The 20,976-nt window shown below is 58.2% G+C and carries 22 protein-coding genes; 11 read left to right on the top strand and 11 right to left on the bottom strand.

The genetic code is table 11. The features are described 5' to 3' along the window. From atpA to BM352_RS17220, 5 genes are all read left to right on the top strand, one after another. Complete coding sequence (gene atpA / locus BM352_RS17240; RefSeq protein ID WP_090219388.1) at positions 1-1,539, top strand: F0F1 ATP synthase subunit alpha; 1,539 nt, start codon at positions 1-3, stop codon at positions 1,537-1,539. Between the two features lie 15 nt (positions 1,540-1,554). Further along, positions 1,555-2,427: a F0F1 ATP synthase subunit gamma gene (locus BM352_RS17235; RefSeq protein ID WP_090219386.1), complete on the top strand. Its 873-nt coding sequence runs from the start codon at positions 1,555-1,557 to the stop codon at positions 2,425-2,427. A 17-nt stretch (positions 2,428-2,444) separates the two neighbouring features. Beyond that, a complete protein-coding gene (gene atpD, locus BM352_RS17230) occupies positions 2,445-3,869 on the top strand; it encodes a F0F1 ATP synthase subunit beta (protein WP_090219382.1) in 1,425 nt (474 codons plus the stop codon). Between the two features lie 19 nt (positions 3,870-3,888). Further along, positions 3,889-4,278 (top strand): F0F1 ATP synthase subunit epsilon, encoded by a 390-nt coding sequence (locus BM352_RS17225; RefSeq protein ID WP_090219380.1) that lies wholly within the window; start codon positions 3,889-3,891, stop codon positions 4,276-4,278. A gap of 157 nt (positions 4,279-4,435) precedes the next feature. After that, complete coding sequence (locus BM352_RS17220; RefSeq protein WP_090220393.1) at positions 4,436-4,786, top strand: H-type lectin domain-containing protein; 351 nt, start codon at positions 4,436-4,438, stop codon at positions 4,784-4,786. A gap of 61 nt (positions 4,787-4,847) precedes the next feature. On the opposite strand, the gene BM352_RS17215 is transcribed toward BM352_RS17220, so the two are convergent. Then, complete coding sequence (locus BM352_RS17215) at positions 4,848-5,864, bottom strand: ribose-phosphate pyrophosphokinase (RefSeq protein ID WP_090219376.1); 1,017 nt, start codon at positions 5,862-5,864, stop codon at positions 4,848-4,850. A 117-nt stretch (positions 5,865-5,981) separates the two neighbouring features. Here BM352_RS17215 and BM352_RS17210 point away from each other — a divergent pair, with 117 nt between their 5' ends. Both BM352_RS17210 and BM352_RS17205 read left to right on the top strand, forming a co-directional pair. Next, positions 5,982-6,578 carry a 2-hydroxychromene-2-carboxylate isomerase gene (locus tag BM352_RS17210; RefSeq protein WP_090219373.1) on the top strand — a complete coding sequence of 199 codons (597 nt, stop codon included), beginning with the start codon at positions 5,982-5,984 and terminating at the stop codon, positions 6,576-6,578. Continuing rightward, on the top strand, positions 6,579-7,310 hold the full coding sequence (locus tag BM352_RS17205; protein WP_139229862.1) for an alpha/beta fold hydrolase: 732 nt from the start codon (positions 6,579-6,581) through the stop codon (positions 7,308-7,310). Here BM352_RS17205 and BM352_RS17200 read toward each other — a convergent pair. The 8 genes from BM352_RS17200 to BM352_RS17165 all read right to left on the bottom strand — a co-directional run bounded on the left by BM352_RS17200 (position 7,307) and on the right by BM352_RS17165 (position 14,267). Further along, positions 7,307-8,359 (bottom strand): threonine aldolase family protein, encoded by a 1,053-nt coding sequence (locus tag BM352_RS17200; protein WP_090219365.1) that lies wholly within the window; start codon positions 8,357-8,359, stop codon positions 7,307-7,309. The two genes, BM352_RS17205 and BM352_RS17200, sit on opposite strands and share 4 nt — an antisense overlap. Positions 8,360-8,363: 4 nt before the next feature. Then, positions 8,364-8,828: a YcgN family cysteine cluster protein gene (locus BM352_RS17195; RefSeq protein ID WP_090219362.1), complete on the bottom strand. Its 465-nt coding sequence runs from the start codon at positions 8,826-8,828 to the stop codon at positions 8,364-8,366. Then, a complete protein-coding gene (locus BM352_RS17190) occupies positions 8,825-9,757 on the bottom strand; it encodes a bifunctional riboflavin kinase/FAD synthetase (protein ID WP_090219361.1) in 933 nt (310 codons plus the stop codon). Before BM352_RS17190 ends, BM352_RS17195 begins: the two co-directional genes overlap by 4 nt. Before the next feature lie 38 nt (positions 9,758-9,795). Next, entirely contained in the window at positions 9,796-10,254 is a 459-nt protein-coding gene (locus tag BM352_RS17185; RefSeq protein ID WP_090219359.1) for a MaoC family dehydratase, read from the bottom strand. An 83-nt stretch (positions 10,255-10,337) separates the two neighbouring features. Then, positions 10,338-11,210, bottom strand: coding sequence for a TIGR01459 family HAD-type hydrolase (locus BM352_RS17180; protein ID WP_090219357.1), 873 nt, complete (start codon positions 11,208-11,210; stop codon positions 10,338-10,340). Between the two features lie 25 nt (positions 11,211-11,235). Next, complete coding sequence (locus BM352_RS17175) at positions 11,236-11,787, bottom strand: thioredoxin family protein (protein ID WP_090219354.1); 552 nt, start codon at positions 11,785-11,787, stop codon at positions 11,236-11,238. A gap of 1 nt (position 11,788) precedes the next feature. Further along, entirely contained in the window at positions 11,789-12,706 is a 918-nt protein-coding gene (locus BM352_RS17170) for a manganese-dependent inorganic pyrophosphatase (protein WP_090219351.1), read from the bottom strand. A 91-nt stretch (positions 12,707-12,797) separates the two neighbouring features. Further along, positions 12,798-14,267, bottom strand: coding sequence for an asparagine synthase-related protein (locus BM352_RS17165; RefSeq protein ID WP_090219349.1), 1,470 nt, complete (start codon positions 14,265-14,267; stop codon positions 12,798-12,800). 119 nt (positions 14,268-14,386) lie between these two features. On the opposite strand from BM352_RS17165, the gene BM352_RS17160 reads away from it, so the two are divergent. From BM352_RS17160 to BM352_RS17145, 4 genes are all read left to right on the top strand, one after another. Beyond that, positions 14,387-15,058: a DUF2161 domain-containing phosphodiesterase gene (locus BM352_RS17160; RefSeq protein ID WP_090219346.1), complete on the top strand. Its 672-nt coding sequence runs from the start codon at positions 14,387-14,389 to the stop codon at positions 15,056-15,058. Between the two features lie 202 nt (positions 15,059-15,260). Then, positions 15,261-15,548, top strand: a complete 288-nt coding sequence (locus tag BM352_RS17155) for a co-chaperone GroES (RefSeq protein ID WP_090219344.1) — start codon at positions 15,261-15,263, stop codon at positions 15,546-15,548. Between the two features lie 42 nt (positions 15,549-15,590). After that, positions 15,591-17,231: a chaperonin GroEL gene (gene groL, locus BM352_RS17150; protein ID WP_090219341.1), complete on the top strand. Its 1,641-nt coding sequence runs from the start codon at positions 15,591-15,593 to the stop codon at positions 17,229-17,231. Between the two features lie 141 nt (positions 17,232-17,372). Next, positions 17,373-18,200, top strand: coding sequence for a DMT family transporter (locus BM352_RS17145; RefSeq protein WP_090220391.1), 828 nt, complete (start codon positions 17,373-17,375; stop codon positions 18,198-18,200). Here the strand turns inward: BM352_RS17145 and dprA are convergent. Then, entirely contained in the window at positions 18,197-19,327 is a 1,131-nt protein-coding gene (gene dprA / locus BM352_RS17140; RefSeq protein ID WP_090219339.1) for a DNA-processing protein DprA, read from the bottom strand. The genes BM352_RS17145 and dprA overlap by 4 nt on opposite strands. 180 nt (positions 19,328-19,507) lie before the next feature. Continuing rightward, positions 19,508-20,938, bottom strand: coding sequence for a metalloprotease TldD (gene tldD, locus BM352_RS17135; RefSeq protein ID WP_090219337.1), 1,431 nt, complete (start codon positions 20,936-20,938; stop codon positions 19,508-19,510). Between the last annotated feature and the right edge of the window lie 38 nt (positions 20,939-20,976).

The following is a 20,976-nucleotide window of genomic DNA, read 5'->3' as shown; positions in this document are numbered from 1 at the left end:
ATGGCGATCCAAGCTGCAGAAATCTCTGCGATCCTGAAGGACCAGATCAAGAACTTCGGTAAAGAAGTTGAAGTGGCCGAAGTTGGCCGCGTGTTGAGCGTCGGCGATGGTATCGCCCGCGTGTACGGCCTCGACAATTGCCAGGCTGGCGAAATGGTCGAATTCCCCGGTGGTATTCAGGGTATGGCCCTGAACCTCGAGAGCGACAACGTCGGTGTGGTTATCTTCGGCTCCGACCGCGACATCAAAGAAGGCGACACCGTCAAGCGCACGAACTCCATCGTGGACGTTCCTGCCGGTGACGAATTGCTGGGTCGTGTTGTTGACGGTCTGGGCAACCCGCTGGACGGCAAGGGCCCGATCAAAACCAAAAACCGCGCAGTGGCTGACCAGAAAGCCCCCGGCATTATCCCACGCAAATCGGTTCACGAGCCAATGGCGACTGGTCTGAAATCCGTGGACGCCATGATCCCAGTTGGCCGTGGCCAGCGCGAATTGATCATCGGTGACCGTCAGATCGGTAAAACAGCGATCGCGCTCGACACGATCCTGAACCAGAAGTCTTACAACGACGCCGCCGGCGACGATGAAAGCAAGAAACTCTACTGCGTCTACGTTGCTATCGGTCAGAAGCGCTCCACTGTGGCGCAGCTGGTCAAGAAGCTCGAAGAATCCGGCGCGATCGACTATTCGATCGTAGTGGCTGCGACCGCATCCGACCCGGCTCCAATGCAGTTCTTGGCACCTTACGCCGCAACCGCGATGGCCGAGCACTTCCGTGACAACGGCCGCCACGCGCTGATCGTTTATGATGACTTGACCAAACAGGCTGTGTCTTACCGTCAGATGTCGCTGCTGCTGCGCCGCCCACCAGGGCGTGAAGCTTACCCTGGCGACGTTTTCTACCTTCACTCCCGCCTGTTGGAGCGGTCGTGCAAACTGAACGAAGACAACGGTTCCGGCTCCCTGACGGCTCTGCCGATCATTGAGACCCAAGGTGGCGACGTGTCCGCGTTTATTCCGACCAACGTGATTTCGATCACCGACGGTCAGATCTTCTTGGAAACAGAGCTGTTCTACCAAGGTATCCGTCCCGCGGTGAACACCGGTCTGTCGGTGTCTCGTGTGGGCTCCTCCGCTCAGACCAACTCGATGAAGTCTGTTGCCGGTCCGGTTAAGCTGGAATTGGCTCAGTATCGCGAGATGGCGGCCTTCGCTCAGTTCGGCTCCGATCTGGATGCAGCGACCCAGCAGCTGTTGAACCGTGGTGCGCGACTGACCGAGCTGATGAAACAGCCTCAGTATTCGCCACTGACCAACGCTGAAATCGTTTGCGTCATCTATGCAGGCACCAAAGGCTACCTCGACAAGATCGCCGTCTCCGACGTTGGTCGTTTCGAAGCTGGTCTGCTGGCCCACATGCGTGGCAAAGCATCCGACGTTCTGGACTTCATCACCAAAGAAGATCCCAAGATCAAAGGTGAAGCTGAAGACAAGATCAAAGCTGCTATCGACGCGTTCGCCGCAGACTTCGCATAAGGGGGGCTTAGGCAGATGCCAAACCTCAAGGACCTTAAAAACCGGATCGAGTCGGTCAAATCGACCCGCAAGATCACCAAGGCGATGCAAATGGTCGCCGCCGCAAAACTGCGCCGTGCGCAGGAAGCGGCGGAGGCTGGTCGTCCTTACGCTGAACGGTTCAATGCCGTTATGGCGCAGTTGGCCAGTGGCGTTTCCGGCGACAGCGGCCCTAAGTTGCTGGTCGGGAACGGCTCCAACCAGACGCACCTGCTGGTCGTAATGACTGCAGAACGCGGCCTGTGCGGCGGCTTCAACGGCAACATCGCTAAACTGGCGCGTTCGGCTGCAAACAAACTGCTCGCTGAAGGCAAGACGGTGAAAATTCTCACCGTTGGCAAAAAAGGCCGAGAGGCGCTGAAACGTGATTTTAGCGCCCATTTCATCGGCCATGTGGACCTGTCAGGCGTGAAGAAGCTGGGCTATGACGATGCTGCTGGCATCGCTCAGGACTTGCTGACGCGCTTTGATGCTGGCGAATTTGACGTCGCGAAGATCTTCTATTCGAGCTTCCAGTCCGTCATCAGCCAGACCCCCACAGAGCACCAGATCATCCCAGCCGACTTCAGCGACGTTGATACCGGCGAGGAGAGCACGCTCTATGACTACGAGCCAAGCGAGGAAGGTATCTTGACCGACTTGCTGCCGCGCGCAGTTGCCACGCAAATCTTCTCGGCTCTGTTGGAAAACGGCGCTTCGGAGCAGGGTGCCCGGATGTCCGCTATGGACAACGCCACCCGCAACGCAGGCGAGATGATCGACAAACTGACAATCCAGTATAACCGCTCACGTCAGGCTGTGATCACCAACGAGCTTATTGAAATCATTTCGGGCGCTGAAGCGCTCTAGACCCGGAGAACCTCATCATGGCCAATGCAAAAGGCAAGATTACACAGGTCATCGGCGCTGTTGTCGACGTCCAGTTCGGCGATCACCTGCCGCAGATCCTGAACGCTGTTACGACCCAAAACCAAGGCAAGACCCTGGTGCTGGAAGTGGCACAACACCTTGGCGAAAACACTGTTCGTACCATCGCTATGGACGGCACCGAAGGCCTCGTTCGTGGCCAGGAAGTGATCGACACCGATGGTCCGATCATGGTGCCAGTCGGTAACGCAACTCTGGGCCGCATCCTGAACGTTGTGGGCGAGCCAGTTGACGAAGGCGAACCTGTAAACGCCGAAGAAAAACGCTCCATCCACCAAGACGCCCCTGCGTTTGTTGAGCAATCCACGGAATCCACGGTGCTTGCCACAGGGATCAAAGTTATCGACCTGCTGGCACCTTATGCCAAGGGTGGTAAGATTGGTCTGTTCGGCGGTGCCGGCGTGGGCAAAACCGTTCTGATCATGGAACTGATCAACAACATCGCAAAAGTGCACTCGGGCTTTTCCGTGTTCGCCGGTGTGGGTGAGCGGACCCGTGAAGGTAACGACCTTTACCACGAGATGATTGAATCCGGCGTTATCGTCCCTGACGACCTGACCAAGTCCAAAGTGGCACTGGTTTACGGTCAGATGAACGAGCCTCCAGGTGCACGTATGCGTGTTGCTCTGACCGGTCTGACACTGGCCGAACAGTTCCGCGACCAATCCGGTACCGACGTTCTGTTCTTCGTGGACAACATCTTCCGCTTTACACAAGCGGGTTCCGAGGTGTCCGCGCTTCTGGGTCGTATCCCGTCCGCTGTGGGCTACCAGCCAACGCTGGCCACCGACATGGGCCAGATGCAGGAACGCATTACCTCTACGAAAGCCGGTTCGATTACCTCCGTGCAAGCCGTTTACGTGCCTGCGGATGACCTTACCGACCCTGCACCTGCAACCTCGTTTGCTCACCTTGATGCGACCACCGTTCTGTCGCGTGCGATCTCCGAGCTGGGTATCTACCCCGCTGTTGACCCACTCGACTCCACATCGCGTCTGATGGACCCTTCCATCGTTGGTGAAGAACACTACAAAGTGGCCCGTGACGTTCAGGGTATCCTGCAACGCTACAAGTCGCTGCAAGACATCATCGCCATCCTCGGCATGGACGAACTGTCCGAAGAGGACAAACTGACCGTGGCACGTGCGCGTAAGATCCAGCGCTTCCTGTCGCAGCCGTTTGACGTGGCGAAAGTGTTCACCGGCTCGGACGGCAAGCAGGTTCCGCTGGAAGACACTATCGCGTCCTTCAAAGCTGTTGTGGCTGGCGAGTATGATCACCTTCCAGAAGGCGCCTTCTACATGGTTGGCGGCATCGACGAAGTGATCGCCAAAGCCGAGAAAATGGCTGCTGACGCAGCTTAAATTCAAGGAGGCCAATTAGATGGCTGAGATGATGCAATTCGACCTGGTCTCGCCCGAACGGCGTTTGGCCTCTGTGCAGGCCTCCGAGGTGCAAATCCCCGGAGCCGAGGGTGACTTCACTGCTATGGCGCTTCACGCGCCGGTGATCACGACCCTGCGCCCTGGCGTGTTGAAGGTTGTTACAGCGTCCGGAACCGATGAATATCTGGTGACGGGCGGCTTCGCCGAGGTTGGCGCGGCTGGCACATCCGTGCTGGCGGAACGCGCATATGCCAAGGCAGATGTGACACCCGAGTTGCTGGAAGACCTCATCAAAGAGGCCAACCTGCAACGCGACGCAAGCAATACAGACATCGCGGCGAAATACGCTGATGATCTGGTCGCCGCGAGCATGCAGATTTCTGCCTGAGTTAGGGCAGTCTGGCACCTCAGGCGTAATACATTAAGAAAAGCCCTGCTTTGTCAGGGCTTTTTTTATGCTTTCTCAAAGGGTAAGGCTTACGTGGGGGCAGTCCGCCATAGTGTCGCCGGAATTAATGAGTATCGAGACCGCCCAAAGGTGAATGATGCAGCGACTTACCAACAATAATATCGGAATTTCTCAGGGCTCTCGGGTTCTGTTTTCCGATTTCATCGATGACGGTCCAATGTGGACCGGGACTGGCCCGCGGGAACACCGTTTCGAGGTCGAGTTCGAACAGGCCTATGCGGAAATCCCCAATGTGATGGCGTCCATCTCGATGTGGGACAGTGACACAAAAACCAACCAACGCATGGATATCGCAGCCGAAAATATCACCGAAGCCGGTTTTGATCTGGTGTTTCGGACATGGGGCGACAGCCGTGTTGCCCGTGTGCGGGCAAACTGGATCGCAATTGGGCCGTTGCCCAACGAAGACGACTGGCAACTGTATTAGATTGCAGGCCCATCCAAGCGCACCCACCGTGCGCTTGGGAAGCATCGGGCAATCCGGCCAATTACGAGGTCGGGTAGAAGCTCTCGTAAATTGGCTCCAAGGTCGCGTTGTCAAACAGCGACGAAACCGACATCCCACCCGCAATGTTCAAGATCGCCTGCGCGAACATTGGTGCCGTGGGAACGATGCGGATATTAGTGCAGGACTTAACCGCATCTGTCGGTTCGATGCTGTCGGTGATCACAAGACTTTTCATCACAGAGTTGGTGATACGCTCAACTGCAGGACCGGATAGAACCCCGTGGGTGATGTAGCTGTGTACTTCGGTGGCGCCAGCCTCCATCAACACTTCCGCCGCTTTGCACAGCGTGCCTGCGGTGTCGCAGATGTCGTCCACGATGATACAGCGTTTGCCTTTCACATCACCAATAACCGTCATTTCGGCAACTTCGCCCGCCTTTTCGCGGCGCTTGTCAACGATGGACAGCGGAGCCTTGATGCGCTGCGCCAGTTCACGGGCACGGGCCACACCACCAACGTCAGGGGAGACGACCATAACGTCTTCGACATCCTTGAAGTGGTGCAGGATATCGAGGGCGAAGATCGGCGAGGCATAGAGGTTGTCCACCGGCACGTCGAAGAAGCCTTGGATCTGGGCGGCGTGCAGGTCCATGGTCAGGACCCGCTCGACACCGGCTTTCTCGATCAGGTTGGCGACCAGCTTGGCTGAAATCGGAGTGCGGGCTTTGGTGCGGCGGTCTTGGCGGGCGTAGCCAAAATAGGGAATTACTGCGGTGATGCGGGCAGCTGAAGAGCGCTTGAGCGCGTCGCTCATGATCAGCAGTTCCATGAGATTGTCATTGGCGGGGTTCGAGGTGCTCTGGATGATGAACATGTCCTCGCCTCGGACGTTCTCGAAAACTTCCACGAAGATCTCGCCGTCATTGAACCGCTCAACCCGTGTATCGATCGGTTTGACTGCTTGCCCGCGATGCATCGACATGCGTTTGGCGATGGCGTCGGCAAGCGGTTTGTTGGAATTACCCGCGATGAGTTTCGGATCGGTGTTGACTGGCATGTGGTGTCCCCGTTTGGCAGCTATCACGGACCCGTGTTCCCCCGTCGGACCGCGTTGCGCACCCCGTAGCACCCGACTAGGATTCGCGCAAAGGCTTAACCTCAGAAGGACGTCCAAATGCCACACATAGATTACTATTTCGCGACCCTGTCTCCCTACACCTATATGGCGGGGACACGTCTGGAAGATGTGGCAGCCAAACACGGAGCGACCATTACATATAAGCCAATGGACATTATGGGGCTGTTTGCCCGCACTGGTGGCACGCCCCCCCCGCAACGCCACCCCAACCGTCAGGAATGGCGCTTGCAGGAAATGCGCCGCTCCGCCAAGAAACTGGATCTGCCGATCAACCTGAAACCTGCGCATTGGCCCACAAACCCCGCGCCATCTTCCTACGCGATCATCGCGGCGCAAGAGGCGGGCGGTGATGTGGGCGGCCTTGTACATGCCTTCACCCGCGCCTGCTGGGCCGAGGAGCGTGACATCGCAGACGATACCGTCGTGCGCGACGTTCTTGAAAAATGCGGCTTCGATCCAGCTTTGGCTGATAAGGGGCTTCTGGCAGGGGCGGAACAATACGGCCGCAACCTTGAAGATGCCGTGCAAGCCGGTGTGTTTGGCGCGCCGACTTATATCACCGACGGGGACGAGCGGTTCTGGGGGCAGGACAAGATCGAGGATCTGGACTTGCATCTTTCCGGCAAGCTTTGAGTGACGAAGGCAATACTGATACACGGCATGCTCGCCGACAGGCGGGTGTGGCGTGAGGTTGTGCCCGCGCTGCCTCACCTAGAGGTCAGTCCGCTCGAACTCCCCGGGCACGGGCAGGCTCCGGCTTGGAACGGCAACGACTACCAGACCCAAGCCTATCTGATGACTGAAACTCTGTGCGACGAGCCAGTGCATCTGGTCGGCCACTCTTTCGGGGCCTCGGTTGCGCTGCGCCTTGCGGTGGAACGCCCTGAACTTTTGCTGAGCCTGACGCTGGTTGATCCGGTGTTTTTTTACGCGGCCAAGCAAGCGGCACCGGATTTATTTGCTGCATACGCCGCGCGGGCGACGCCCGTTCTGGCTGCGATTGCACAAGGCGACGTCCTGCGTGCGGCAGAGTTGTTTCTGGGCGACTGGGGTGTCGATGGAAGTTGGCCAATGCTGCCAGTCGCCGCGCGCGAGGCAATCGCCGCAAAGATGCCGTTGATCGGGGTCACCGCTGATAGTCTGGCAGAAGATACAGGCCGCATCTGGCCGCGCCTGAAGAATGTGAAGTGTCCCGTTCTGATCGTCACAGGCGGCAAGTCCGATCCTGTGATGCCCGGGGTGGTGCGAGGTTTGCAGCAACAGTTCTCGAATTGCACTAGCGTTCAATTTGAGGATGCGGGCCATATGATTCCAGTGACCCATGGCAAACAATTGGGTCAGCAGATCGCGGCGTTCACGGCCTAACCGCGCAGAAGGGCGATCAGTGCATCGATTTCAGCGTGTGACTTGTTCCAGTCGCACACCATGCGGCAACGGATCAACTCGTCATCGGGACCTTCCAGCGATGCGTCGAACGGGAACAAATAATACAGCGCGCCTGCCTCCATTGCGCGGCGGTGGGCCGCGCGGGGCAGGTGGGCAAAGACCATATTCGCCTCTGGGCGGTCAGGGATGTCCGCGCCCTCGACTGTTTCCAGCCCCTTGACCAAACGGGCGCAATTGGCATTCGCCTTGGCGCCCAGTTCCAACCAAAGGTCGCCTTGCAAATAGGCCTCCATCTGGGCGGACAGGTAACGGTGTTTGGAAAACAGATGCGCCCCGCGTTTGCGGCGCAACTCGAATTCCCATGCCTTTTCGGGGTCGAAGAAGATTACCGCTTCTACGCCGGCACAGCCATTCTTGGTGCCACCGAAAGAGACCATGTCGATGCCGGCGTTCCACGTCATCTCTGCTGCCGTGCACCCCAGTGCGGCGCAGGCATTGGCAAACCGCGCCCCGTCCAGATGGGTTTTGAGCCCGTATTCCCTTGCGATGGCGGTGATCTGCGCGATCTCCTCCAAACTGTAGAGCGTGCCGACCTCCGTGGCCTGCGTGATCGTGACTGGGCCGCGTTGGACGCCGTGCACGCCTTTGTCGCCGGTATGGGTGATCGCGTGGCGCAGGCTGTCTGGGTCCATCTTGGCCCCTGCGCCATCGACCAATGTGATCCGTGCCCCGTTGGCATAGAAGTCCGGCGCGCCGCATTCGTCTTCTTCCACATGCGACACACGGTGGGCAAACATGGTGTCCCAGCTGTTGGTGTAGGTCGCTAGGGCCAGTGCGTTGGCGGCTGTTCCTGTCGCCACAAGGTAGACGGCGGCCTCGGGGGCCTCAAAGGTCTTGCGAACCAGATCGCGGACGCGCGGCATGATGGTGTCATTGCCATACGGCATTTCGTAGCCGGTGTTGGCCTTGGTGATGGCGTCCAGCACGCTTGGGTGCATCGGGCCTGCGTTGTCAGAGGCGAAGTTCATAAGCCTAGTCCTCGATGATGTAGTTTTCCCACTCGTCTTCCGGCACCTCGAATTCCGGTACGGTCCAACCTTGCACCGAAATGCCTGCGTCATGGACCGACTGCGCGGTGCCTGAAATAAGCGGGTGCCAGTCATACAGCGCCTTGCCTTCGTTGAGCAGACGATACGCACAGGTTGGCGGCATCCAATAGCCGATGTCGTCAATATTTTTAGGGGTCAGCATCACGCAGTCCGGTACAAACTGTTTGCGGATGTCGTATTGCGCGCAACGGCAGGTGTCGCCATCCAGAAGGCGACAAGCCACGCGGGTGAAGGCGATCTCCATAGTCTCATCGTCTTCGAGCTTGTTCAGGCAGCAGCGCCCGCAGCCGTCGCAGAGCGCTTCCCATTCCTTCGGAGCCATGTTTTTCAGCGGGACTTTTTCCCAAAACTTGTGGCGCAGACCATCGCGTTGGATCGGGTCGTTCATAACGCAGCCAGAATGTTGCGCGCACGGGTGCAGTCGGCATCCATCTGCGTGATCAATGCGTCGAGTCCGTCAAACTTCTCCTCGCCGCGCAGGTAATCGACCAAAGCGACCGAAAGAGTCTCGCCGTAAAGGTCGCCCTTGAAGTCGAACAGGAAGCTTTCGCAATTTGGCGTGTTCACCCCGAACATCGGGCGGACCCCGATGGAGGCGGCGCCGTGATAGCTGCCTTTGTGCGGGCCAGTCAGTACGTCCACCAGAACGGCGTAAACGCCAAATTTCGGCGGGTGTAGCCCGTCGATAGACATGTTTGCGGTCGGGTATCCGAGCTCGCGGCCGCGTTGGTCGCCTTGGATCACAGCGCCTTCGATCCGGTGCCAATGGCTTAGCATTTCGGCTGCGTCTCTGGGGCGTCCTTCCGACAGGGCCGCACGGATATTGGTCGAGGAGACTTGCGCCGTATCTTGCGTGACCAGATCGGCGATAGTGACGCCGAAGCCGTATGTCTCGCCAAATTCTTTAAGCATTTGGGCGTTGCCAGAACGGCCTTTGCCAAAGCAGAAATCCGCACCAACAACCACATGGGTCAGCCCAAGCCCTTTGGCGATGACATCGCGGGCGAATTCTTCCGCCGTAAGGCCTGACAATCCGGTATTAAAATTCAGCTGGTAAAGCCGCTCGACTCCAATTTTCTCCAGCCGATGCGCCTTGGCAGCCGCGTTCATCAAACGGAAGGGCGGGGCATCTTTGGCGAAGAACTCGCGCGGATGCGGCTCGAACGTGACGATGCCAAGTGGGGCGTCAGGGGCGGCTCGTCGCGCCAGATCAATCACCGCTTGGTGGCCAATATGGACGCCGTCAAAATTGCCAATGGCCGCGGTTGCCCCGCGGTCCTCAGGTCGTACAAATTGGTAGTCTCGAATGATCCTCATAGCGTTTGGGTAAACGCCCTATGAGGCGGACGCAACCGTCAGTCGAATTTCCGGCTTGGGGCAAGCACAATGGCCTCGCCTTTCAGCACGTTCTTGCCATCAACTTCGCAACGGGTCTGCATCGTCACGCGGCGTTTCGCGTGATCGATATCGGTCACTTCGACCTCGGCCAGCACCATGTCACCTGGGCGCACAGGGGCGAGGAATTTCAGTGATTGGCCAAGGTAGACGGTGCCATGTCCGGGAAGTTGTTCACCAATAACGGCAGAGATCAGGCCCGCAGTCAGCATCCCGTGAGCGATGCGGCCCTCGAAAATGGTGTCTTGGGCATAGTCGTCGTCAAGATGGACCGGATTATGGTCGGTAGAGATTTCAGCGAACATTTCGATGTCGCGATCCGTGACCTGCTTGCGCAGATGGCGCTTCATGCCGATCTCAATGTCTTCGATGCATATGGTGCCGCGAGGAAGGTTGTCGGTTCGATGAACGTCGAGCATGGCGCGTAACTTTCAAACAAGGAATGGTTCGTGTTTGAAAGATAATTACTTTGCAGTTGCAGCAAAGTCCAGCCTTTTTTGCCCTACCGAAGGTAGCCTATAGTATAGGTCGGCGACACCATTTCCTTGTCCAGATAGGCACTTAGCAGGTCTGGGTCGGGCTGGTGCGTCGTTTTGGTCTCTTCGGCCGCAAGGCCTCCAGAGATGAAAAGAGAATCAAGATCTTCGCCCATAGCGCCGCGAATATCGGTCAGCACGCCGTCGCCAATGCACAGGATGCGGTCATCTGGAACCGCTTGTCCCAAAGCGGACAGCCTGCGGCGGGCAAGGTCGTAGATTGGCGGATGGGGTTTGCCGAAGTAGAGGCTTTCGCCGCCCATTTCGGTGTAAAGTTTCGCCAAAGCTCCTGCGCACCATTCGCGTGTTTCACCGCGATCCACGACGATATCAGGGTTTGCACATAGCAGCTTCATGCCCTTTTGCTTGGCGTAAAGAAACTCGGGTCGCATCACATCAGGGGCGGCCAGTGGGTCGAACGGGCCACAGCAAATGATGCCTTCGGCTTGCTCAAGCGGAACTTGCTCAATCGCAACGGGGTCCTCAACGATCTCCAACGGATCGAAGAAAGCTTGGTCATGCGGCTGCCCGATGAAATACACCTTGGAGCCGACAGCCCCGTTAAACATCGCAAAGCGCGCACTGTCGCCAGACGTCGCAATCGCGTCCCAGCTATCTTCGGCAACGCCGATTTTGTCCAGTTGGAGCGCGACAGAGCCACGGTGGCGCGGGGCGTTGGTCACGAAGATCACCTTGCCCCCTTTTGCGCGGTAGGCTTGCATTGCTGAAACGGCATCAGCAAAAGGCTCCAGCCCATTGTGAATACACCCCCACAAATCCACGAAGAGCGCGTCGTAGCGGTCAGAAATTTCGGACAGATGGGTGACAATCTGGGACATGTTGAAGCCTCTCAAAAGGGCAGAGTTATGAGCGCCACTTGATGGAGCAGCCCATAGACGGGGTTTGATCGCGCGGGCCTTCGCCTGTTTTAGAAATCTCTAGCATGGCGTCGACCAGTTCGCGAATGCGGCCTTCGGGCGGGCGCATACCCGCACTGTCGAGCCGCCCGCGATACTGAAGCTCCAACGCAGCGTTATAGCCGAAAAAATCAGGTGTGCAGACCGCACCGTATGCCTGACCGACAGACTGATCTTCATCCACAAGGTAAGGGAATGTCCAGCCGTGTTTGGCCGCAAAGGCGCGCATGTTGTCGGGGCTGTCAGCCGCGTAGTCTCGGTAATCGTTGGACATGATCGCGACAACGCCGATGCCATTGTCTTGCAGTTCTGTGGCGTCGTTCGCGAGACGGTCCGCCACCGCGACGACGTAGGGGCAATGGTTGCAGACAAACGCGACGAGCAGCCCGTTCGGGCCCGCAACGTCAGCTAAGGAATGAACGCGCCCGTCAGGCTCAGCCAGAGAGAAATCCGGCGCCGCAGCGCCGAAGTTGCAAAGGGGCGTGTCCAGTAGAGCCATCTTACAGCTTGAGGCTAGGGATGATCTGCTTCTTGCGGCTCATGATGCCCGGCAGAACAACAGTGTCGCCATTCACATCGGCACCGAAGGATTTTTCCGCCACGCGCTTGGACAGATCGTTCGGAATCAGCATGGTGGCTTCTTCATTCAGGATATCCACGACGAATAACAGGACCTCGTTCACTTTGTCCTCGCCAGCAACCTGAGGCATCGCTTCCATGATCTCGGCCTTGCGGTCGAGCACCATTTTCGGGCTGGTGGTCTCCAGAACCGAAACGCGGAAGTTGACGCCGTCTACCGCGTATTCCTTGCTGTCCATGCGCAGAAGCTCTGCTGCGGAGAAGGCCGACACGTCAGATTTCGCAGCGAACATTTCGGCGGCGTAGTCCGCGATGTTGATGCCCAGATCTTCGGCAAGGCTTTCGGCCACTGTGCGGTCAATCGGGGTCGTCGTCGGGGAGCGGAACTCCAGCGTGTCGGAAACGATACAAGACAGCATTGCGCCTTTGATGCTTTCAGGCATGTCTTTGACGTGTTCACCCATCAGGTCGTGCATGATGGTGGCGGTGCAAGCCAGAGGGCGGATTGTGATGTCGATGGGACCAGCAGTTTCCAGACCGCCCACCAGTTTGTGGTGATCGATGATCGCACGGACGTCAGCGCCATTGATATTCGCAGGCAGCTCGGCAGGGTTGTTGGTGTCAACGATCACGCATGGTTGGCCGTCGGCCACGTTGTCGATGATTTCTGGCTTGGCAAGGTTCCAGCGGGTCAGCATGAAGGCGGCTTCGGTGTTGGGCTCTCCCAGAAGCTTGGCGGCGGCGGTTTGGCCAGTGTGGTTCATGAACCATTCCCAGATCAGCGGGGAGCCGGTCGAGTCAGTGTCAGGGGATTTGTGGCCAAAGACAAAAGTGGTCATTGCGGATGCGTCCTTAGTGATAAATGTATGGTCTTTGCGCGCCTTATAGGAGCCACAGTAAGCGTTGTCACGATAGCACCGATGCGGCGAATTAAGCGGCGGCGAACCGTGCGACTTTTATATCGGGCGTGAAGGGGATCGGAACAAGTTCTGGCGCCAGATATGCGAGGAGCGCGTCGTTGTAGATGTTGGCCTGACGCTCTGCGACCGGCAAACACATGCAGCCTTTGATGAGCGCACGGTCGCTGAACGGGTTGACCAAGAAGTTGCGCGTATAGCCGTAGAACTTGGGCTGCCAGCCCGGCAACAGGCTTTCCATGAATGCAAAGTCATAGGCGACGCGCTTTGCAGCGTCCGGTAACGTCGCGTGCCATGCCAGATAATCCGGCTTGAAAGTTGCCACGGTCTGCGCGCCGCCATCAGGGAAGATCGCCAAGCGTTCGGTGGCGTAATCGGCGTCGTGGCCATCGGGATCAGCGGCGTCATGGGCCAGCCCGCGTTTCCAGTGATTGGCCTTCAGTAACTCCATCACGTTGCCGCGCAAAACCACGCCTTTGGGCAACTTACGGGCGAGCCCGTCCAGAACATCGTTATTGGGATCACCGACATAGCCGCCAGCGAGCCTGAAGGCCAGTTTCTGCCGAATGCGCGCAGCCCGGGGTAGCGTGTCCCGCTCTCGGGCCGAGCCAGAGTATGATGCGTATGTCTGATGTGACAGGCCCAGAGTGTCGGCAATCTGTTTCGCCACTTCAGCGTCAATCTGGCTCTGCCAGTTGTACACGAATGTGTAACTGTGGGCGATGTGGGGCAGATGGGGCTTGGCGGCAGCGGCTAGGTTGCGGCTGTCACGCCCGCCCGACAATGGCAGCAGGGTGGGGTGGCCCAAGGCGATGGCCCCAATCACATCGCTGAGCCTTTTGCCCATCGCGGCGACGGTCTCTTCAGGCGCATCGGTCGGGAAGGTGGCGTCGGGCCGTGGCCAAAATCGCGTTAACGCGAAGGTGGTCAAATCCAATCGGTGGTTGGGCACAACGCCCCTCACATAGGCGTCACGGGTAAACCCAAGCGCATAACTGCCGCGCCCCGCTTGAATCGCGTCAGGGTCAAAGCGCGGCGGATCAATCAAAGGCCGGTTTACGCACATCAGCGGGGTGGACGCCACCGTGCGCGTGCCCGCGTCATAGACCACGCCCATTGATCCCGTTGGGTCGGCGTAGACCGCACCATCCGCATCAATCAGCACATAGCGCCCTGCGGCATCAGTCGCGAATTCCTCAAACGAAGATGTCAGCGTGGACCCGTCGGTGACAAGCTGCCCTTCGCCATCAACCGCAATGCCCAGCACAATTCCCGCAAACTCGCCCCGCGCGGTGCGTAGTCTTGCGTAGGGCAGGGCGCGGCAATGATGCAGCCGCCATCCGTTTCCCAGATCGGTGACACGGTAGCCTTCAATAGAAAGCTCGGTGGATTGGCTGAGGGTGAACTGCCCGCGAAACGTGCGTGCAAAATCGAGCTTTGCTTCGTCGCAGGCAAGGTGGGCCGCTAAAGGGGCGGTCAGCATATGGGATGGCTCCTTTTAGGGGCTCTGTTGGTCTGCTCTTGTTACGCGGATGATACACCATGACAGGGCTGGTTGGCAAAACCTTGTTGCGCCCCATCTGGCGCGTGTAGCGTCTATCTATGACAAAAGAGACAGAGCTTTACGGCCCGGTGAAGGCCTTCCTTGAAGGGCAAGGCTACGAGGTCAAAGGCGAAATCGGTGCATGTGATGTTGTCGGCGTCCGTGACGGTGACGAACCGGTGATCGTTGAGCTGAAAACCAGCTTCTCGCTCAGCCTGTTTCATCAGGGCGTGGCGCGGCAGTCTATCGTCGATGACGTCTATGTCGCGGTGCCGCGCAAAACGGGCAAGCTCTTCCTTAAAGCCATAAAAGACAACACGGCGCTGTGCCGACGGTTGGGGCTTGGGCTGATCACGGTGCGTCTGTCGGACGGTTTGGTTCAGGTCCATCAGGATCCGGCCGCTTATGCGCCGCGTAAATCAAAGCCGCGCAAGGGCCGGTTGCTGAAAGAGTTCGCGCGACGGGTGGGCGATCCGAATGAAGGCGGGCAAACGCGGGTGGGGCTGATCACCGCCTACCGCCAGGACGCGCTCAAATGCGCACGCTATCTGGCCACAGTGGGGGCGTGCAAAGGCTCTCAGGTCGCCAAGGCCGCTGAGGTGCCCACTGCAACGCGTATCATGGCAGATGATCACTATGGATGGTTCGAGCGTGTAAAGATCGGCCATTATGCGCTGACACCCAAAGGCGAAAATGCGCTTGGGGAGTTTGAAGGCATACTGGAAGCCTGAACGATTGCGCGCGGCTTGCCCCTCTCGATCAGGGCGAGCGCTGGGTGTCACATATTTTTCGGAAAAATTTCACATGAATCCCGTTGACACCTTAGGGTCACCTCCTTAGCTACCACGTGTTGGCACTCGCATTGGATGAGTGCTAACGGCCCTGATCAAACGGGGCCATGGGAGTAACATTGGAGCTAAGGAGCACCAAACGATGGCATTGAAACCGCTTCACGACCGCGTTCTTGTAGAACGTGTTGAAGGCGACGAGAAAACCGCTGGTGGTTTGATCATCCCCGAGAGCGCAAAAGAGAAACCTGCTGAGGGCATGATTGTTGCCGCTGGTGAAGGCGCGCGCAAAGAGTCGGGCGACCTGATCCCGATGTCCGTCAAAGAAGGCGACAAAGTCCTGTTCGGCAAATGGTCCGGCACGGAAGTCACCGTAGACGGCAAAGAGCTGCTGATCATGAAAGAAAGCGACATTCTGGGCATCCTGTCCTAATCGCACTTTCCCCATCACTGAAATTCAAAGGAGCACATGAAAATGGCTGCTAAAGACGTCAAATTCGATTCCGACGCCCGGAACAAGATACTGAAAGGCGTTAACATTCTGGCTGACGCTGTGAAAGTCACCCTTGGCCCCAAAGGCCGGAACGTTGTACTTGATAAATCCTTCGGCGCCCCGCGCATCACCAAAGACGGTGTATCCGTTGCCAAAGAGATCGAACTGGAAGACAAGTTCGAGAACATGGGCGCCCAAATGGTGAAAGAGGTTGCCTCTCGCACCAATGACGAAGCCGGCGACGGCACCACCACTGCGACCGTTCTGGCTCAAGCCATCGTTAAAGAAGGCATGAAGTCGGTTGCTGCTGGCATGAACCCAATGGACCTGAAGCGCGGCATCGACATGGCAACTGCCAAAGTCGTCGAAGCCATCAAAGCTGCTGCACGTCCGGTCAACGACAGCGACGAAGTTGCGCAAGTTGGCACCATCTCCGCCAACGGCGAAGCTGAAATCGGTCGCCAGATCGCTGACGCGATGCAAAAAGTTGGCAACGAAGGTGTTATCACTGTCGAAGAAAACAAAGGTCTGGAAACCGAGACCGACGTTGTGGAAGGCATGCAGTTCGACCGCGGCTACCTGTCGCCTTACTTCGTGACCAACCCTGAAAAAATGACCACCGAGCTGGAAGACTGCCTGATCCTGCTGCACGAGAAGAAACTGTCTTCCTTGCAGCCAATGGTTCCACTGCTCGAAACCGTCATTCAATCCGGCAAGCCACTGCTGATCGTCGCTGAAGATGTTGAGGGCGAAGCCCTTGCAACTCTGGTTGTGAACAAGCTGCGTGGCGGTTTGAAAATCGCTGCTGTCAAAGCTCCTGGTTTCGGCGATCGCCGTAAAGCCATGCTGCAAGACATCGCGATCCTGACTGGCGGCCAAGTGATCTCCGAAGACCTCGGCATGAAGCTGGAGTCGGTGACCATGGACATGCTTGGCACCGCCAAGAAGATCCAGATCACTAAAGACGAGACCACTATCGTTGACGGTGCTGGCGAGAAAGCTGAGATCGAGGCACGCGTGTCCCAGATCCGTCAGCAGATCGAAGAAACCACGTCCGACTACGACCGTGAGAAGCTGCAAGAGCGCGTTGCCAAACTGGCAGGCGGTGTTGCTGTGATCCGCGTTGGCGGCATGTCTGAAATCGAAGTGAAAGAGCGTAAAGACCGCGTTGACGACGCGCTGAACGCAACCCGCGCAGCTGTCCAAGAGGGCATCGTTGTGGGTGGTGGTGTTGCTCTGGTTCAGGCCGCTAAGGTTCTGGAAGGCCTTGAAGGCGTCAACAACGACCAAAATGTCGGCATCAACATCGTGCGCAAGGCAATCGAGGCTCCTCTGCGTCAGATCGCTGAGAACGCTGGCGTTGACGGTGCTGTTGTTGCTGGCAAAATCCGCGAGTCGAACGACCCGACTTTCGGCTTCAACGCTCAAACCGAAGAATATGGCGACATGTTCAAGTTCGGCGTGATCGACCCAGCCAAAGTGGTCCGGACTGCTCTGCAAGATGCGGCTTCGGTTGCAGCCCTGCTGATCACCACGGAAGCTATGGTTGCTGACAAGCCATCCAAAGAGGGTGCTGGCGGCGGCGGCATGCCTGACATGGGCGGCATGGGCGGCATGATGTAATAGGGCTCACGCCATATTACGCCAAGTTCAGGGCCACCCGTCTGGGTGGCCCTTTTTTGTTGACCGCATTGTGACCGCGAAAGCTTCGGACAGGGGCATTTTCGAATGTTCTCTTGCGATAATTCGCCCTATGCCAATGCCATGCGTCTCTTTTTACTCACCGCCCTCACCATGGTCGCGTTTGCAGCCAACTCCGTGTTGAACAAGCTCGGCGTGTCGCGCGGTGGGATGGACCCGTTAGATTTCAGCATGCTGCGTGTGTGGAGCGGCGCGATCGTCCTGCTGGCGCTCGTCTGGATGCGCCGAACCGATCAAAAGGAGCGCGGAAGCGTGGTCGGAACCGCTTCGCTGCTGGTCTACATGCTTGGCTTCTCTCTGGCCTATACCACGCTAGATGCGGGCGTCGGTGCGCTTATACTCTTCGGGGTCGTGCAGATCACGATGTTCGCTGCAGCTGTGATGGGTGGCGAACGCATCCGGGCGATGCGGTATCTTGGGTGCGGTGTCGCGTTTGCCGGCCTTGCGGTTTTGCTCTGGCCTGCAGGCGGTGCGGCTCCCGACATGTGGGGCGGCGTTTTGATGGCTGCGGCGGGTGTGGGCTGGGGTGTCTACACATTGGCGGGGCGCGGAAGCCAGTCACCTTTGCTGCGGACAGAGCAGAATTTCCGCTACGCAGCGCTTTTGATGATTGTAATGTTCCCCTTTGTGGGCCTGCCAACAGGACCCACGGTGGGCTATATGGCGGCCCTAGCTTCTGGCGCGATCACGTCGGCTTTGGGGTATGCGTTGTGGTATCGTGTTCTCCCGATGCTGGAGACAACGACCGCAGCGGTGGCTCAACTCACCGTGCCGGTCATCGCTTTGATGGGGGGCATGGCATTCTTGGGCGAAGATTTGACGGTCCGCTTTGCCCTTGCCAGTTTGCTGGTGCTTGGCGGCATCGCGCTGGCCCTTTGCAAGGCGCGCTAGTTCAACCGCGATAACAGTCCGCCGGGTTGGCGCTCGATCTTCCCTTCAAGTTCCAACAAGGTCAGGGCAGGGGCCAGCGCTCCGGCGTCCATCTGCAAATCACGCAGCAATTGATCCTCTGCGACAGGCGTCGGGCCAAGCAGCCCGAGAATGCGCGCATGAGCGTCGCCATGCGGATGAACGGGTGCCTTAGGACGCGGCGTTTGGTGCGGTGCCGGCGCGGTTTCAAGACACGCGCTGCCAATCGAAGCGATCACATCTTGTGCCGAACGGACGAGCGTAGCGCCATCACGGATGAGCAGGTTGCATCCGGCAGCTCGCGCATCAAGTGGATGACCCGGTACCGCCATCACGTCGCGACCTTGATCCAAAGCGTTGCGTGCAGTGATCAGGCTGCCGGATTTGGCGGCAGCTTCGATCACCACGACCGCGCGGGACAGGCCGGAAATTATACGATTGCGTCGCGGGAAGTCACGCGCTTGCGGCTGCAGGCCCAAAGGCCGTTCCGACAGGATCAATCCTTGCGCGGCAATCTGGTCATGCAACTTGGCGTTCTCGCGCGGATAGACCACATCAAGCCCCCCCGCGACCACGGCAATGGTTCCGTGGGGAAGGGCTGCCAGATGTGCGGCGGTATCGACGCCGCGCGCAAGGCCGGATGTAATCACGAAGCCAGCATTGCCTAGATCATTGGCCAGTCCTTGGGCCATTCTGGTGCCCAGAGAAGAGGCATTGCGTGCCCCGACCATGGCGATGCTGTGTTCTTCCGTCAGGGTCTGGTTGCCCAACGCCCAAAGCACTGGCGGAGCATCCTCAAGATCCATTAACGCGCGGGGATATTCATTTGAGCCATGAAGCAGCAACTGCGCGCCAATGCGCATCCCGTGTTCCAATTCGCGTCTTGCGACTTGTTCAGTGCAAGGGGTGTAACGCGACACACCTGCCGCAGAAGCTATACGGGGCAGCGCCTCGAGTGCAGCCTCCGCTGAACCATGCTCGTCGAGCAGGCGGAAAAACGTGCTCACGCCGACGCGGTGAGACCTGATCAGACGAAGCCAAGAAATCTCTTCGCCCTGAAGTCTTGGGGGTGCGAGGGGGGGTGGGGTAGACAGCAGGTCGCCGGCCATTCTTCGCTCCGTCTAATCAGTGAAGCTACTTTGGATCGGCGGAGTTAAAGGAAGGTGAACATGAACAATAAGATGAGATATTTCACCTAAGCATTTGAATATATGACATTAAAATTAAAACTAAATTGCATTGACCAAAGGGGCTGGAATGCCCGCACCTCGCCGCTCGAAGCGACTCACTCATGTTGCAGAGCCGCCAACAGTAAGTCCGCCAATCTTCAAGGTCGGCTGACCCACCCCGACCGGCACCCACTGACCGGCCTTGCCGCAATTGCCCATGCCCGGATCCAGCGCCATGTCGTTCCCGATAGCCTGAATGTGCTTCAATGCTGTGGCTCCGTCACCGATGAGTGTGGCGCCTTTCACGGGAGCGCCGACTTTGCCATCTTTGACGCGGTAGGCCTCGGTGCAGCTGAACACAAACTTGCCGTTGGTGATATCGACCTGCCCTCCGCCAAATCCTACGGCGTAAATTCCGTCCTTAAGATCGGCGACAATGCTCTCGGGCTCGGCATCGCCGCCGAGCATATAGGTGTTGGTCATGCGCGGCATCGGGGTGTGAGCGTAGCTTTCTCGGCGCCCGTTTCCGGTTGCACGGACGCCCATAAGACGTGCGTTCTGGCGGTCCTGCATGTAGCCGACCAGAACGCCATCCTCGATCAGGACATTCTTGCCGGAGGGCGTGCCCTCGTCATCAATCGTGATAGAGCCTCGGCGATCCGGGATCGTGCCGTCATCGAGAACCGTCACCCCCTTCGCCGCAATCTGCTGGCCCATAAGACCCGCGAAGGCCGAGGTTTTCTTTCGGTTGAAGTCTCCCTCAAGCCCGTGGCCGATAGCTTCGTGCAGCAAGATGCCGGGCCAGCCTGGCCCCAAGACCACGTCCATAACGCCAGCAGGTGCGGGCTCTGCTTCAAGGTTCACCAGCGCGATACGTAGTGCTTCGCGCACCAGACCTTGCCAATGCGCGGGCTCCAGAAGCCCGTCGAGCATTGTGCGCCCGCCGCCGCCTGCGGTGCCGTTTTCGCGGCGACCGTCCTTCTCAGCGATGACCGATACGTTGATACGCGTCATCGGGCGATTGTCTGTGGCCAAAGTTCCGTCTGGGCGCAGGATCGCCACCTCTTGTTGCGATGCGGCCAAAGAAGCGGAGACCTGCACAACACGCGAATCCAGCGCGCGGGCAAAGGCGTCGATTTCGCGCAGCGTATCGACCTTGGCGGTGAAGGCGATCCCTTCCATCGGGTCCATGTCGGAGTAGAGTTTGCGGTTGGTGCGTGCTGGGGCTGGGGCCAGCGTGCCACCACCTGCGCCAACAGCAAGGCGGGCCGTCTCAGAGGCGCGGATCAAGGCGTGCTCTGATATTTCGGTTGCATGGGCATAGCCTGCAGTTTCTCCGCGCACGGCACGCAGCCCAAAGCCTTCGGACGCGTCGTAACTTGCGGTTTTGAGGCGGCCATCGTCAAAGGCGAACATTTCGCCGCGCTTGCGTTCCAGAAACAGCTCCCCATCGTCGGCTCCGGCGGTCGCGGCTTGGAGAATCTCTAGTGCCCGATCTTCGTCCAACATGGTCTCGAACGGGCGGAACGGGGCGGCGTTAGCGGAGGTCATTGGTGATTCCCTTGATTTAGCGCAAAATTGTGTGCGGC

The organism is Litoreibacter janthinus (assembly GCF_900111945.1).
In the GTDB taxonomy this organism is placed as follows: domain Bacteria; phylum Pseudomonadota; class Alphaproteobacteria; order Rhodobacterales; family Rhodobacteraceae; genus Litoreibacter; species Litoreibacter janthinus.
This window is presented reverse-complemented; position numbering and strand designations above follow the sequence as displayed.